Below are 16,166 nucleotides of genomic sequence, written 5' to 3' on the forward strand. Positions count from 1 at the left end.
GGAGATCTCGTTTGTTGGTGTTTGGCGGCTGCGCCGCCAAACACCAACAAACGAGATACCTACTTCATCTGACTAATGGCGTCCTCGATCACCGTCTGGGCAGCAGCTAACGCATCAGCCGGAGCCTGCGATCCACTAAAAATGGCAATGCTCGCATCACCCACCGGAGTCCACTGGGCCGACGCAAACGGGGTGTTGGCCATCGGCACACCCGCATTCATCGCCACCCCAAAACCTGCGAGAGTTGGCAGCGCCTGAATCTCGGCATCTTGCACCGCAGCCGTTGCAGCCGGGATGGTCTTATTTGCCAGCGCAATCACCTTCTGCACCTCAGCACTCGTGAAGTACTTCATAATGTCGAGCGCAACCTCGGCATTCCCGCGATCCACGGCGTTCTTGGTAAGCAGCAGGGTCTTGATACCCACAAACGGCTTACCCATCGAGAGGATACCGTAATCCACGCCATCCTCCTCGATCCCCGCAATCGCCCACGGGCCGGTCCACCACATGGCCACCTTACCCTCAGCCAAAGCCGCCTTGCAGATGTCATAACTCTGCTCGGAGAGCGAAACCTTGCTCATCGCCGCCAGCCACTCACCACCCTGGATCATCTCTGGAGTGTTGACATAGGCCACACCGGCATCATCTACATAGGCCGGTACACCAAACCCAAAGTAGATCGGCGCAACATGGTAGGCGTCTTGCGTGCCAAAACCCTGGTTACACACATAGGTCTTGTCGGGGTTGGCCTCTTGGAAGGCGGTCGCCTTCACCAACAGATCATCCAAACTCGTCGGCAGATCGGCCTCAGCAACCAGCGCCTTGTTGTAGATCAGCGCGATGCCCTCCTGGCTCTCCGGCAAGCCCCAAATCTTCTCCTGCCACACGACACCATTCACCGCCGCCGGCTCATAAGTGCTGGTGAGGAACTCCTGCGTAATCCCGTAGTCATCGAGCGCTACGATACTACCCGCCATCGCCGACTGGCCGATCTGATCATTGGCCCAGCCAATGATGTCGGGGCCTTCACCCGCCGGAATGGCCACCATCAACGCATTATTGACATCATCCGGCTTGGAGAGATCAATCGTCACCCCCGGATGGCTGGCCTCATAGGCATCGAAAGCAGCGGCAATCGCATCCACATACTTCCCATCCCACTGGTGCCAGATCGTAATCTTCACCTCGCCCGCCGGGGCAGTTGTCGCATCTGCCGGGGGAGTCGTCGCGTCTGTCGGGGGAGTCGTCGCGTCTGTCGGGGGAGTCGTCGCATCACCAACCGGGGCCGTCGTTGCCGCCGGGGCAGTCGTTGGCGATGCCGCTGGAGCACCACCACACGCGGTAAGGAACAGCGCCAAGAGCGCGATCAAGGCCGCGAATGAGAGATGAAAGCGTTTCATAGTCCTATTGCTCCTTAGCAAAAAGTGGCCATCATTGGCCCGAATTGAGAAACAGGGGAACTTGTGCTACCTCCGCACGCTGTACGATTGATGGATGACCACCTCCCTTCTTAATCGCTAAACCGAAGGGGGCGAACGAGAGGATGAATGAGAATTATACCGCGTTGAATGGTATCAACGCAAGGTATTGGGCCAGTATCACAGGGCATGTGCAAAGTCCTTGGGTCTGAAGCCCCAAACCTCAATTTTTGTTGTTTTTTGGCGGCGTAGCCGCCAAAAAACAACAAAAAAGATCTTCGGGGGCGGCGCAGCCGTCCCCGAACTCCCCACCGAAGGTAGAGATTGCCGTGCTATAATAGATATGAGTCCTAGTATATGAAGAATGCAACACCATGCCATCAGTCACTGTCCGCGACGTTCTTCGTCTCGCGTTACCGCTAGGGACGATGATCGCCGCAGGCTCCACCAATGTGGGGCGTCAGGTGACCTGGGTTGCAACGCTGCGTGCCACCTTACCCGCCTTCGCAGAGTTGCGCGGCGGTGAGCTGGCCCTGCTCTCGGTCGACGCTGCCCGAGCCCTGGACACACGGCTGACCCTCGCAACACTTGTTCGCCGCCTTGCCCAAGCGCCCGTGCCGGTTGCCGGTGTGATCGCGCTAGGTGCGATTACGGCAGAAGATGCCGCCGCCGCTGAGGAGGGCAAGCTCCCACTGCTGCAACTCCCTAGTGGCACCGATCTGCGCGATGTCGAACGCGAAATTACGCGCCTCATTGCCGACTATGAAGCCCAGTTTGAACGCCGGAGCGCCCAACTCTACGATCTGCTCACCCAACGCTCCCTGACTGGCGAAGGTATCCCTAGCCTACTTGACACCCTAGCCGAACGTACTGGCCAGAGTGTGGCGTGCTATGCGCCCAATGGCGAACTACGCAGCCATCGCAGCAAAGGATCAGCCCGCATCGCCCTGCAAGCGCTCCGTCCAACCAGTAAAGGCGAGGCCAATCTGCTCAATCAGCAGATTTGGGTCGAGGTGATCGGCTCGACCGATTACCCTAGTGGCTACCTCGCCGTAGCCGGTAACCAACTCGATCCATGGGATCGCGAATCGGCCCTGCGCGGAGCCGCTGCAATGGCGCTTGAGATCGCCAAAGAACAGGCTGTCCAAGCAGCAGAAGAACGCCTACGTGGCGATTTTCTCTCCAATATCCTGACTGGCCCACCAAGCGACCTTGCCGCTGCCATCCAACGTGGCCAAGAACTCGGTTATAGCCTGACGTTGCCCCATATGGCGGTGCTGATTAACCTCGATGATGCCAACCCCGCAGCACTTGGGCGGGTCGCAAGTAGTGTGCAGAGCGAACTCACCCGCCGGGGAATCACCGCCCCCATCTCACGCCGCGATACCAACGTCCTCGCCATGATCCCGATCAGTGGCACCACCCGCCCCCGCGATCTGATCGAGCAGATCCGTGAACGCCTCCGGGTTGATTACCCCAGCGTCGCCGTCGCAATTGGTGGCCAAGTGACGACCCTCGCCGATTGGCGGCGTACCCTCGAAGAAGCCGAACAGGCGCTCATCTTGGGTCGCCAACTCTTTGGAACCGACCGCGTTCTCGCCTTTAGTGATCTGGGAGTCTACCGCCTACTGGTACGCCTGCGTGAAACCCCCGAACTCTGGACCTTCTACCGCGAAACGTTGGCCAAACTCGCCGATTATGATACCCGTCAACGCGCCGATCTGATTAAAACCCTCGAAGCCTATTTCGCTAACCTTGGCAACCTGCGTGCCACCTCCGAAGCCCTCCACGTGCATCGCAATACCCTGCTCTATCGCCTTGATCGCATCAAGGAGATTAGTGGCATGGATCTCGATAACTCCGAGGAACATTTTGCCCTCTGGTTAGCACTGCGGGCGCATCGCGTGCTCGCAACCCTCGATGAAGCCTCGTAGAAGATCACCACACCAACTAAGGTTTTGGTTGGTGTGGTGATAAAAATCTTTTCATCTCCACACAATATACCTACTCACGCGGCACAGTTTTTTATGACATATATTACGATTACTTATAGTAATCTAAGAAAGAATACACAAAAAACACTTTTCTTTCATCTTCTTCAACCATGCCACACACTTCAGACATGCGAACGGTATGCACGCTGTACACAATCGGTTGTATAATAGTAACATCGCCGGTGCGGGGCAAACCAACACCGGATCGCCTTGGTAGCAGCAGACCTTCCTTTCCTATTTTTATGTAAACAACAAACAAATAGAGACGAAGGTTCCCCAAATTCCAATAGGGAGTGATACAACCAAGCAATATCTTCAGATTAGGTAAAGATGTGGTAACGTAGCACTATCACATAAGCACCCCGCCAACATACCTAAGGAGTAGCTTGCAATGACTGCCAACAACCGCCAAATACTCGGCCCCTTTATGAACTTGGTCTGTTTCCAGTATCTGCGCAACACCACTGAAGATGTAGCCGGACGCGCACCAATTATTGCCGCCGGTCGTAAGCGTGGCTACGATGTTATCGTCTCGCTCGGCCTTGTCGGTAAGATGAGCGATGCTGCTGAGATACAGGAAAAGCTCAATGGTGCCCTTGGTGTCGAAGGCACGCGCCTCTGCATTGTTGAGCAAATTACAACGCTCCCCGATGGTGGGTATGAGGTACATATCATTGAGAGTGCCTGTACTGCCAATCAACATGCGAGCGAACCACTCTGCGCCTTTACCCTCGGCGTCTTCATCGGTGCGATCCACGCCCTCACAGGGGTACGTATGAGCGGTAAAGAGCTAGAGTGTCAAGCATGTGGTGCACCACAGTGTGTCTACCAGATTACGCCCATTTAGTTGTGATGTTTGATGCCTGATCCATGAGATGAAGACTCCCCGATCAAGCATCAACAGAGATAGAGGGAATTATGGCACTCGAGGGAACACTGCGTGATATTTCGCTCGAAGATCTCTTTGATATCTTCGTCACTGGCCAACGTTCTGGCCGTCTGCTCCTGGCACAAGGAGGTGAACAGGGCAAGATCACGATTAGCCGCGGGCGAATCGCTGATGCGTCCCTCTTCGCAATGCCAGGGCGGACACTCGTCGCCTCTGATACTGAGGCCATGATCCGGATGTGTCTCTGGGATCATGCCAATTTTATCTTTGTTCACGATAAAGCACTCGATAATCAACCGATCCAAATCCGTGCAACCTTCCCTGAGATTCTTAAACAGGCCGAACGCCAACGTGCATTGGCTCACGTTACGTTGCAAACAACGGATCTCCTCCGTATAGATAATCGCCCCGATGTGAGCGATGATAGAATCGAGATCAATCGCGAAGAGTGGCAATTGTTGTGTGCCCTCTTTAATGAACGTACTGTGGAAGAAGTAAGCCGCGATCTCGGTGTTGCCCCCTCACAGGCTCTCGCGGTGGCCAAGGGTCTGCTCGACCGTGGTCTGCTGCGGAACCCCTTGGCTGAACCCATCCGCCCGGCCTATGCTACAGCACCTACACCCATTTGGGCTAATCGGGTCACCAATACGAATAAGAAGCCAGAGAGCGCACCCGCAGGTGCAAATAATGTCCTGCTGCGAGCCATTATTCGTAAGGTGCAGAATCTTTAGTCTGGTTCGTTCACTTGTGTATAATGGAGGAGCCTCAAAGGCTCCTCCATTTTTATTGCAGGCAATCCTATGGCTGCTGCTCCTGCCGATCTTGAGATCGGGTTGCATCCCCGTGGTGAACATACCTATAGCGTTGACCTGCGCTATACCCAATCCGATAGCGCAACCGATATTCGCCTCAACTCCTCCGAACCAATCCTGGTTACAATTGATCCCGTAACCCTGCGTGCCCTTGAACTCGATCCGCTTGCCTATGGTCAGTCCCTCACGGCGGCACTCTTCGCCCCCCCAGAACTGCGCGTCGCCTTCGCCCAGGCTCGCGCCAGTGCCCAGTCGCTTGATCTGCCCCTGCGCCTGCGCCTCGTGATAGGGGTCGGCGCGACTGAGTTACACGCCCTGCGCTGGGAAATGCTGCGTGACCCCGAACAAGATCGTCCGCTGCTCACCGATGAACGCCTGCTCTTCTCACGCTACCTCGCCGCCGGTGATTGGCGTCCGATTACGCTGCGCCCCAAAAACGAGTTGCGTGCGCTCATTGCGGTCGCCGCACCCTCCGATCTGGTTCGCTTTCGTCTGGCTCCGATTGATGCCCCCGCCGAACTTGCCCGCGCTCAGGCGGGCTTAACCGGGATGACAACGCTAACGCTTAGTGAACCCGGTCAGGCTACCATCGCCGGAATTATTGCCGCTCTACGCGAGGGTGCCGATCTGCTCTATTTGGTCTGCCACGGCTCACTGGTTAAAGGTCTGCCTACCCTCTGGCTCGAAGATGAGAACGGTACGGTTGCCCATACCTCCGGGGTGGAATTTGCCCAACGCATCCGCGAACTCGATCAGCGCCCGCGCCTCGTCGTGCTGGCCTCCTGCGAAAGTGCCGGTGATAGCGCTGGGGTGGCCCTGAATGCCCTGGGGCCACTCTTAGCTGAGGCTGGGGTTCCGGCGGTCATTGCGATGCAGGGCAAGATCTCGATGGAGACTATCGCCGATTTTACCCCCGCACTCTTCCGCGAATTGAGCCGCGATGGCCAGATTGATCGCGCCCTCACCGTGGCACGCGGCGTTGTGCGCCATCGCCCCGATAGCTGGATGCCCGCGCTCTTTATGCGTCTGCGCGCCGGACGCATCTGGTATGTGCCCGGCTTTGCCGATGAACGCCAGTCCTTCGAGAAGTGGCCCACCATTGTGCGCAGTGTTACCCGTGGCCAAGCTACTCCGATCATCGGCGCAACGCTTGATGAACAGGTGATCACGTCACTACGTACCCTCGCCAGCGAGTGGGCGGAACGCTACAACTTCCCGCTCGCAGCCCACGAGCGCGAGGAACTGCACGATGTCACACAGTATCTCTCGATTAGCCAGGCTCCTATGTTCCCCCGCGAGGAGTTGGTGGATACCCTGCGCCATACGCTGGCCCAGCGCTTCGCTGCTGATCTCGCCGAAGGGGCGGAACAGGCCGATATTTATGATCTCTTGGCTGTGGTTGGTGAGATCCAGCGTGAACGCAATCCCTATGATCCCTACAAAGTGCTGGCCGAACAGCCCTTTCCGATCTACCTGACGACCGCCTACCATAGTCTGCTCAGTGAGGCGCTACGCGCCGCTGGGAAAGATCCGCTGATCGAGTTCTGCCGCTGGCGCCCCGAACTGGAGTCGATTCCCTCGATCTATGACGATGAGCCGCGCTACCTGCCTACTGCCCAACGGCCCCTGGTCTTCCACCTCTTCGGTATCCTCGCCGAACCCGAATCACTGGTACTGACAGAGGACGATCATTTCGACTTCTTGCTGCGCGTGGCCCGCGTGCCCGATCTGGTTCCTTTGGCTGTCCGCGAGGCCCTCACCGATACCGCTCTGCTCCTGCTTGGCTATCGCATTGATGGCTGGGATTTCCGCGTGCTCTACCGTAGCCTCCTGCAACAAGAGGGCCGCGCTCGCCGCAGTAAGTATGCGAATATCGCCGGGCAGGTCTCCCCCGATGAGGACTACTTCTTGCTCCCCGTGCAGGCCCGCCGCTACTTCGAGCGCTATTTCGACTATAACGATATTAGTATCTTCTGGGGAAGTGTCGAAGACTTTACTCGTGAATTGTTGGCCCAGATCGCGGCTGCCCCACCACCCGCTGCTCCCGAACGGGCGAGTCTGCGTCGTCGCTAACGTCGAGCGACTACTGAGTGAGTATCTATGAGCCATACCCCGATCACTCCGCCCTTTCGTGGTCCCCGCCCCTTCCAAGTGGGTGAACGCCTCTATGGGCGTGATTATGAGGCCCGCACCCTCCTGAGTATGCTGGTGGCTGAACGTGCGGTGCTGCTCCATTCACCCTCCGGGGCCGGTAAAACCTCGCTCATCCAAGCCGCACTGCTACCGCTGCTCGCAGAACGCGACTTTGTCGTTCTGCCCACCGTGCGCGTCGGTGAGGAGGCTCCTCCTGGTTGGGTCGGCAATCGCTATGTGCGCGCCATGCTGCTCGCATTGGAAGAGGGCCAAGCCGATGACGATCAGATCTCGACCACTGAGATCTCGGCTACCTCGCTCAAACAGTATCTCACCCAGCGTATCCCTAAAGATCAAGATACGGTATTGATTATTGATCAGTTTGAAGAAGTACTCACCCGCGATCCAACAGATCAGGATGCCAAGGCGGTCTTCTTCCGCGAATTGGGCGCGGCGCTGCAACAACCACGCCTCTGGGTGCTGTGTGTGGTGCGCGAAGAGTATGTGGCCGCACTTGAACCCTTTATGCGCCTGCTCCCCAACCGCCTCGCTGCCCACTTCCGCCTCGATCTGCTGGGGGTTGAAGGCGCACTTGAGGCGCTGTGCGAACCATTGCGCAGCGCCGGGGTGGATATTCCTACAACTCAGGCCAACCGCCTGATTGATGATCTGCGCCGCGTGAATGTCCAACAGGCCGATGGCAGCATCCGGAGCGAACTTGGCCCCAGTGTTGAGCCGGTGCAACTTCAGGTGGTTGGCTTACGCCTCTGGGAGCGCTTGCCTCCCGGTACGACAAGTATTTCGGCGCAACAGATTGATGCCCTCGGTGATGTCGGTACTGCCCTCGGCGACTACTACGCCGAACGGGCGGCCTCGGTGGCCCAAGCCAGTGGGGTTGCGGAACGCACGCTGCGCAACTGGTTTGAGCATGAACTAATTACCCCTCAGGGGGTACGCGGTCAGGTACTTCAGGGGGCCGGAAGTAGTGCGGGGTTGGAGAATAGCGCCATTACTCTGTTGATTGACGCCTACCTTGTGCGGGCCGAACCACGGCGCGGTGCCACATGGTACGAACTGGCCCACGACCGCCTGATCGCTCCGATCCAGGCCAACAATGCCTTCTGGTTTGAGTCGAATTTGAGTACCCTGCAACGCCAAGCCCAGCTCTGGGAGCAGCAAGGTCGCCCCGAAGGCTTGCTCCTACGGGGCGCAAGTCTGCTTGAAACTGAGGCGTGGGCCACCCAGCACAGCAAGAGCCTGACCTCCAGCGAACGCGATTTCCTCGATCTCTGTCGCCGCGCACGCCAACGCGCCGCCCTGCTGCGCAATCTGAGTATTGCGGTGGCAGTTGTGGCGGTTATTGCCCTCATTCTGGCCCTCATTGCCAACGCCTTCCGCATTCAAGCCGAACAGAATGCCCGCCAAGCCCGCTCACGGGAACTGGCCGCCGCTGCCGTCAGCAACCTACAGGTTGATCCCCAACGCAGCCTCATCCTGGCCCACGCCGCCTATGCCACCAGTGCCGCTGCCGGTGATCCCGCTCCACCCGAAACGCTAGAGGCATTGCACCAAGCCCTCGCCGCCTCGCGGGTGCGCCAGATCATCCGCGTGAGTGAACGCGGCCTGCAAGACCTCGCCCTCAGCCCCGATGGTCGCATGATTGCCACCAACGCCAGTGATGGCCAGATCCACCTCATTGATCGCGCCCAAGGCCAGGAGATCCAACACATCACAGCCAATGATGCCGGGTTACCCACCTTTGGCCTCGCTTTTAGCCCCGATGGTACCTATCTGGCGGCGGGAAGTAGCGATCAGATTATGATCTGGGCGATCACGAATGGACAGGTTGCGTACCAATTTGATGCCCATCCAGAGAGCGGTGCTGAGGTTATGAACAATGATATTCTTGCCGTCGCCTTCAGCCCCGATGGTAGCGTTATTGCAAGTGGCTCCGCCGATGGCACTGCCCGGCTTTGGGATCGCAACCAGGATCAACCCATCTACACCCTTGAGGTGGGAAGTGAGGTGTGGGCCATTGCCTATAGCCCCGATGGTCGCTACCTCGCTACGGGTGACTTCGCAGGCCAGATCATGTTCTGGGATGTGCTGACAGGTGATCTGATCTGGAGCCTCCCCGCTCACCAAGACCTTATTACCGGGATGGCCATCAGCCCCGATGGTAGTGTCATCGCCAGTAGCTCAGCCGATCTGAGTGTGCGGTTGTGGGCGAGCAGTGATGGCAGTGCCCTGGATATCCTACGTGGCCATGTCACCACCGTAGAGACCGTAGCCTTTAGTAGGACTGGCGACCGACTTGCCACGGCCAGTGCCGATGGCAGTGCCAAGGTCTGGGCAATGAATAACAGCCGCATGATCCTCAGCCTCATGGGGCACGAGAATGGACTCAGCGGAGCCATCTTCAGCCCCGATGGTGCCCAACTAATCACCAGTAGCCTCGACGGGACGTTGCGCACCTGGGATCTCAGCCTCGCCCCCGCTGACGGAGCCTACGGGGCGATCTTTAGCCCCGCTGGTGACACTTTGGCTACCTATGGAGCAACACAGGTACAGATCTGGAATCAGTCTGACGAAACGATGCTCTATAGTATCGAAATTCCTATCCTAATCGCTACCATCGCCTATCATCCGCAAGGCACTGAGATCGCCGTGGGAAGTATTGATGGCACCATTCTTTTGATCACCCCCCAGAGTGGCACTATCAATCAACGGTTAGAAGGTCATAGCGATCAGGTTAACCGCATAGCCTATAGCCCTGATGGGCAGCGGCTAGTGAGTGCCAGCCGCGATGGCAGCCTGAGTATCTGGGACTGCACCGACGGTAGCGAAATCATCAATCTTCCCACAACGAATAGTGATGAAGTTACCGTTGTTGCCTTTAGCCCCGCTGGAAGCATGATCGCAAGTGTCGCCAACGGAGAGATCAGCCTCTGGGATGCCGCTGGTCAGAGCCTCGGCAAGACCTGGACACTCCGCAGTAACGAGATCGTGCAGGGGCTAACCTTCAGCCACGATGGGCGTTGGCTGGCTGCGGGCAATGATAGTGGAGATCTGGCTATCTGGGAGGTCAGCACTAGCCGCGAAGTGGCTCGGATCACAACCCAGAGCGCCTTCACCGATCTCGCCTTTAGCCCCGATGGCACCCACATCGCCAGCGCCGAACGCACCCGGCAGGTACGGATCTGGGATGCGGCTACCCTGCAACAGATCCAGGTACTACCACATCCATCCGAGGTCTATACGGTGAACTACCACCCACAGGGAAGCAGTATCGTTAGTGCCAGTGCCGATGGTATTGCACGGATCATGCCGGTAAGCACCGCAGATCTGCTCAGGCTCGTCACCCAAACCACGCTGCGGCCCGCCAGCCGATCTGAATGTACAACATATGGACAATTTGATGGGTGTTGATCTGAAAAACGGTTAGCTTCTTAAGGAAAAACCTATGCTGCACCCACGTTATGCCGTATCATTCACGCTCATCATCGTTCTGATCAGCACCACGATGATTGATCTCCCGGTTGTTTCGCGTCTTCCTATGGCACAGGCGGCTGGAGTTGCCTTACAATCATACTGGCTCTCTACCGATGCTGCAAATGTAGGTAATCTTGCCTGGGGTGATGTAGATAATGATGGTAATCTTGATCTTGCCATAAGTAGTGGAGCAAAACCGCTACGGGTATATCGTAATAACAATGGCGTTATTGATACTCAATCTGTATGGTCGGCAACTGATCGCAACAGTGGCGGGCTCGCCTGGGGCGATGTAGACAATGATGGCGATCTCGATCTTGCCATTGGTGCCCGCCTCTATCGCAACGATGCGGGTCTGCTCAGTGCCACCGCCGTATGGACGGCCAGCGACCTCAATTCGCTAGAATCAGTCCCTAGTGTTGCCTGGGCCGATGTTGATGCAGATGGGGACTTGGATTTGGCAATTGCCAAAACAACCCATGTGAATGATCTAGGCGAAATTTCAAAAGGAAATGCCTTGATCTATGCCAATACAAGTGGGGTCTTAAGTTTAACCCCGGTTTGGCAATCTGGTGAAGCAAGCTATGCCCAATATGTCGCGTGGGGTGATATAGATAACGATGGAAAACCCGACCTCGCCGTAGGTAATGGCGAATTGTTTGAATCTGAACCAACCCGCATTTATCGCAATACTGGTACATCACTTCAGACAAGTGCCTACCTGACCACAAATCAAACCAGTAGCCTCACGACCCTCGATTGGGGTGATGTGAATGGCGATGGCAAACAAGATCTGGTGGTAGGTAATAATACGCCTAGCCCACAGCAACCGCTCTTCGTCTACATCAACAACAATGGCAATTTTTCATTATCAGAAGGAATCATGACCTGGGCTACATCGCCTTGGATTCCAACCGAGACCGATCATAGCACTGATGTCGCCTTAGTTGATGTTGATCAGGATTTCGATCTCGATCTGAGTGTCGGCAACTCAAACGGAAAGAATCGCATCTACCTCAATACAGGTGGAACCTTCAGTACAACTGCGGATTGGCAAGCAACCCATGGTGATAGAACTGCGAGTCTCGCCTGGGCAGATATTGATGCCGATAATGATCTCGATCTTATCGTCGGCAACCAGCTTAATAGTCGCATCTACCTGAATGGACAGAGCAGTCTCAGCGGCAGCATTGTTTGGGAAAACAGCGTAACCGACTACAGTTCCAAGGTGGCATGGGGCGACATGAATGGTGACGGGCGGCTCGATCTGGCGGTTGGTAATCTCTCCATCCCCAATCAGGTCTTTCTCAACCAGAGCGGGATGCTCCAAACCAGTGCGACATGGAACGCCGATGAGACCAGCACCACCACCGATCTTGATTGGGGTGATGTGGATGGCGATGGCGATCTCGATCTGGCCGTTGGGAATGACGGTCAACCACGGCGACTCTATCTCAATAATGGCTCCACGCTCAGTACGAGTGCCAATTGGAGTTCTACAGATTTTTTCACCTTTAGCATGGCCTGGGCTGATGCTGATAACGATGGCAATCTCGATCTTGCCGTCGGAACCGACACCGATTTCAGGTTCCACCAGAATACGAGTGGAACGCTCAATCCAAGTACCCCTCTTCCTGTCAGCTTTTGGGGCAATACGTCCGCTGTAGCCTGGGGTGATGTAGATGGCGATGGTGATCTTGATCTCGCCGTCGCAAATGAAGTCTATCGAACAACCAATGGGAGCCTAGAAGGTCAGCCCTATTGGCGCGCCGAGGAGAATAATACCCTCTCTAGCATCGCCTGGGGTGATGTGGATGGCGATGGTGATCTCGATCTGGCAGTAGGGAATAAGGGGCAACCCAACCGCGTCTATCGCAACGATCAAGGGATCTTGACCTCAAGCGCGGTGTGGGCCTCAAATGAATCCGATACCACCACCGCGATTGCCTGGGGCGATGTGGATGGCGATGGCGATCTCGATCTGGCCGCTGGGAATAACGGGCAACCGCTGCGCATCTATCGTAATCAGCGCGGGCAACTGAGCCAGAATGCCACGTGGTCATCTGCTGAGATCAGCAATACCCAGTCTATCGCCTGGGGCGATATGAATGGCGATGGTCAACTCGAACTGGCCGTCGCGAATCGCGGTACCTCCAATCGGGTCTATGCCTTCCAGCAGACTCCGAGCAGTGCCGCGAATCAACTGCCGCGTGCCGCGCTCGCCTACCCAACCAAGACCAGTGGCACCGGGAGCTATAGCGCTAACTTCTTCGCGGTGAGTCGTATCGTCAGCGGCGAAATCAGTATTCCCTATGTGCTACGCGATGCCGAGAGTCATCCAGCCAATATCTATGTCGAATATTCACTCAACGGGGGTGGCAATTGGCTTCCGGCAATCCCCACTGGTAGTACCATCACCCGGCACCTAACCACCAGTGCCACAGGGGTGAACCATACCTTTGGTTGGGACACGCTGGCCAGCGAGGTCATCGGTCAGTCTGATATGGCAGTGGTGCGGCTACGCGCCTTCCCCAGCTATCGCCCCACAACCAGTATGATTCCTGGGAACTACCAGTATAGCTACACCGGCACCTCCAGTTTCCCCTTCCGGTTGCGTGGAACGATTGCCCGCGTCATGAACACCCAGACACCAGCCCAGCCTATCGCCAACGCACGGGTCTATCGGATTCCGCATGGCCAGAATCTTGCTGGTCTGCCCCTGAGTAATTCCCTCAATGGCAGCCCGGTTCTGAGCGATCAGAGTGGTTATGTCAACAGCCGCACGCCGCTCAATCCTGGCGATCAACTGGTTGCGCTTCACGTCATCAATCAGGATGATAGCCGTTTCACCTTCGCCTATACCAGTGCAGCCCCCACCAGCAGCGGCTTGAATACGCTGCCAGTTGGCAGTACGGGTGGTACCCAAACCCTGGTTGTCAACCCTAGCAATCCGCTCCTGCTGCTCAATCTCAATATCGGCATCGAATGGGATGCGCGCCAAGATGCGGCCTTTATGCAGGCGCTACGCAACCGCCTGCAACGCACCTCCGAGGTACTCTACGATTGGAGCAACGGCCAAGTTGCTCTGGGCAGTATTACCATCTACCAGAATAAAGAGCGCTGGAGCCATGTGCGTGATGCCCAGGGCAATGTCACTCAGCGCGGGGTCGATCTGCGTATCTACGCCGCCAATAACCTGCGCCCCAATGCCACCCAGGGCGGCATCGTCAATGCCCCCACCAGTGTCACCTATCTATCGGGAAAGAGCGCCACCTATGAGCCAGGCTATATTCGGATGGGTTCGGCATGGAATAGTGATGGTAACCCCCAGATTGATAATGGTGAAGAGTGGGCACGCGCTTTAGCGCATGAGATCGGTCATTATGTCTTCTATCTTGATGAGACCTACCTGGGCAAGATCAGTAGCCCCGATGGCAGCCTGCTTGTACCCACCACCGGCTGTAGCAGCGCCATGTATGATCCCTACGTGGATAGTTCGAGTGAGTTTCGCCCCAGTAGCGATTGGCCGAGCGCATGCCAAACCACGCTCCAACATCTGGGGAGTGGGATGAGCGAGTGGGGCAGCATCACCCACTTCTATACCCGTACTCAGGCGCAGCATGGTTTTACTTTCAGCTTGAATGTTCCGGCAAGCACCCAGAGTAATCCGGGGCCAAGCCTGTTGCCACTCCAACTGCTCCAGGTGGCCGAGGCCAGCGCCACGGGCACTGCCGCGCCTGCCGCAGCCTTCTACAGCATCATTGCCCCCGGTGGTGGTCGTTACACACCCAGCCCGGTTGCCCGCGCCTTCATCTTCCCGGCAAATAATGCCACCCCGATTGATCTGGGTGTGCCCGCTACCGGCCAAGTGCTCGCACGCGGCTTCCGCAGTGGGGATCGGCTGTGTCTCTTCGATCCTGCCCAGGGTCTCTTCGGGTGTAACCTGACCGCCACTGGCCTGCAACTCACCGCCAACTACCCCGACTGGCAGCCGGAGATCCAGATCACACCGCAGACCGATCCTACCGCGATGACCATGGTGCTCCAGGTGCGCATCCCAGTGCAGAGTACCATCACTGAAGGGCAAACCCCACCCACTGCGCTCCAGATCCGGCTCTTCCCGCGTGAGGGCGAGATCGCGCCGGTACTGGTGAGTGCGCCGCTTCAGAATGGCTTCTACACAGCCAATATTGCCCTGAGTAGCATTGTTGAGGAGGGCTTGCTACACATCTGGGTGGATGAAGCCACACCACGCCGCGAGGCGATCAGCGACTACGCGATTGGAGGCAACCCGGCCCCACGCAGCCAACCACCCCGCCGCTCACGCCGCAATGCGCCCGCCGTCTCTCCCGATGGCCAGGCAACGATCTTTGCCGAAGATACCACCTTCCCAAGTGGCGACTTCTTCGCGCTGCAACGCGCAGCGAGTCTACCCACCCTACCCGCTTGGGCCACTCAGGTCGGCCAGGGCTACCGCCTGCTCGCCTCGCGCCCAGAGATGCTCAGTCAGGTGGATAAGCCCCTGGCGCTGAGTCTCAGCTATAGCCAGGGCGATGTGCCCCTCGGTCTGGAGCGTGATGTGCGTGTCCTCTTCCACGATGGCACCCGCTGGAGAGAGTTGGAGACTCGTGTTGATACGGCCCGCAACGAGGCAGCGGTGAAAGTCCAGCCTACCCCCGGCATCTATGTACTGGTCACGAGCCTACGCCTCACATTCAACCGTGCGGGCTGGAACTTCGTCTATTCCTACCCCGGTGCCACTGGCCCGGTGACAGAAGTTCTCAGTGCGGCTGCCGAACAGCAAGCCTACACCATGCTCTATGGCTATGATCCGAACGATGCCAATGATCCATGGAAGGTCTTTACGCCCGATCCCATGATCCCCGCATGGGTGCTAGAATTAACCCAGATGCAGGAGAGCGAGAGCTACTGGATCTACCTGACCACGGCCAATAGCACAATTGCCCTACCCATTCCCGATACGAGCCTGAATGCGATGCTACTGCCACCGCCGCCCTCAAACGTGTATGGATTCCTCGATAGTAGTTGGGGCTTTACACCCCAAACCGGGCTGAGTGTCAAAGCCATGAACGGAACAACCGTCTGTGGCACGAGCACAACCCGGAATGTTGCTAGTGGGCAGATCGGGTTTGCACTGGATATGCTGGCTCTTGATGGCGAACACCCTCAGTGTGGTGTCACGCAGGAGATGATGACAATCCAGATCAGTAATGGTGCGAATATCTTATCTAGCGTCACTATTCCTTGGAGCAACAGTGCCATCCGCGAAGTCGGGCCAAATGGAATCGTGATCAAGAATCCTGTCTATCTGCCGCTGGTGATGCGCTAGACAGTAGGCTATTGGGGCAACGCCCCAAACCCCAATGTTTGGTGGTGGTTGGCGGCTGCGCCGCCCACATCAGAGAAA

7 protein-coding genes are annotated in these 16,166 nt (G+C 57.0%); 6 read left to right on the forward strand and 1 reads right to left on the reverse strand.

Going from position 1 to position 16,166, the window contains the following annotated elements:
• Positions 1-59: 59 nt before the first annotated feature.
• The gene (locus EKD03_RS04325; protein ID WP_238613384.1) at positions 60-1,400 is read right to left on the reverse strand and encodes an extracellular solute-binding protein; all 1,341 of its coding nucleotides are present in this window, start codon (positions 1,398-1,400) and stop codon (positions 60-62) included.
• A 392-nt stretch (positions 1,401-1,792) separates the two neighbouring features.
• On the opposite strand from EKD03_RS04325, the gene EKD03_RS04330 reads away from it, so the two are divergent.
• The 6 genes from EKD03_RS04330 (at position 1,793) to EKD03_RS04355 (ending at position 16,088) form a co-directional block, all read left to right on the forward strand.
• Positions 1,793-3,352: a helix-turn-helix domain-containing protein gene (locus tag EKD03_RS04330; RefSeq protein WP_129627954.1), complete on the forward strand. Its 1,560-nt coding sequence runs from the start codon at positions 1,793-1,795 to the stop codon at positions 3,350-3,352.
• 451 nt (positions 3,353-3,803) lie between these two features.
• Positions 3,804-4,259, forward strand: coding sequence for a 4-vinyl reductase (locus EKD03_RS04335; protein ID WP_129627956.1), 456 nt, complete (start codon positions 3,804-3,806; stop codon positions 4,257-4,259).
• Positions 4,260-4,330: 71 nt separating this feature from the next.
• Positions 4,331-5,032: a DUF4388 domain-containing protein gene (locus EKD03_RS04340; RefSeq protein ID WP_129627958.1), complete on the forward strand. Its 702-nt coding sequence runs from the start codon at positions 4,331-4,333 to the stop codon at positions 5,030-5,032.
• 69 nt (positions 5,033-5,101) lie between these two features.
• Positions 5,102-7,186, forward strand: a complete 2,085-nt coding sequence (locus tag EKD03_RS04345; protein ID WP_129627960.1) for a CHAT domain-containing protein — start codon at positions 5,102-5,104, stop codon at positions 7,184-7,186.
• Between the two features lie 27 nt (positions 7,187-7,213).
• Positions 7,214-10,675 carry a WD40 domain-containing protein gene (locus EKD03_RS04350; RefSeq protein ID WP_129627962.1) on the forward strand — a complete coding sequence of 1,154 codons (3,462 nt, stop codon included), beginning with the start codon at positions 7,214-7,216 and terminating at the stop codon, positions 10,673-10,675.
• 34 nt (positions 10,676-10,709) lie between these two features.
• Positions 10,710-16,088 carry an FG-GAP repeat domain-containing protein gene (locus EKD03_RS04355; RefSeq protein WP_129627964.1) on the forward strand — a complete coding sequence of 1,793 codons (5,379 nt, stop codon included), beginning with the start codon at positions 10,710-10,712 and terminating at the stop codon, positions 16,086-16,088.
• Positions 16,089-16,166: the final 78 nt, after the last annotated feature.

This window comes from Candidatus Oscillochloris fontis, from assembly GCF_004138135.1.
GTDB lineage: Bacteria > Chloroflexota > Chloroflexia > Chloroflexales > Chloroflexaceae > Oscillochloris > Oscillochloris fontis.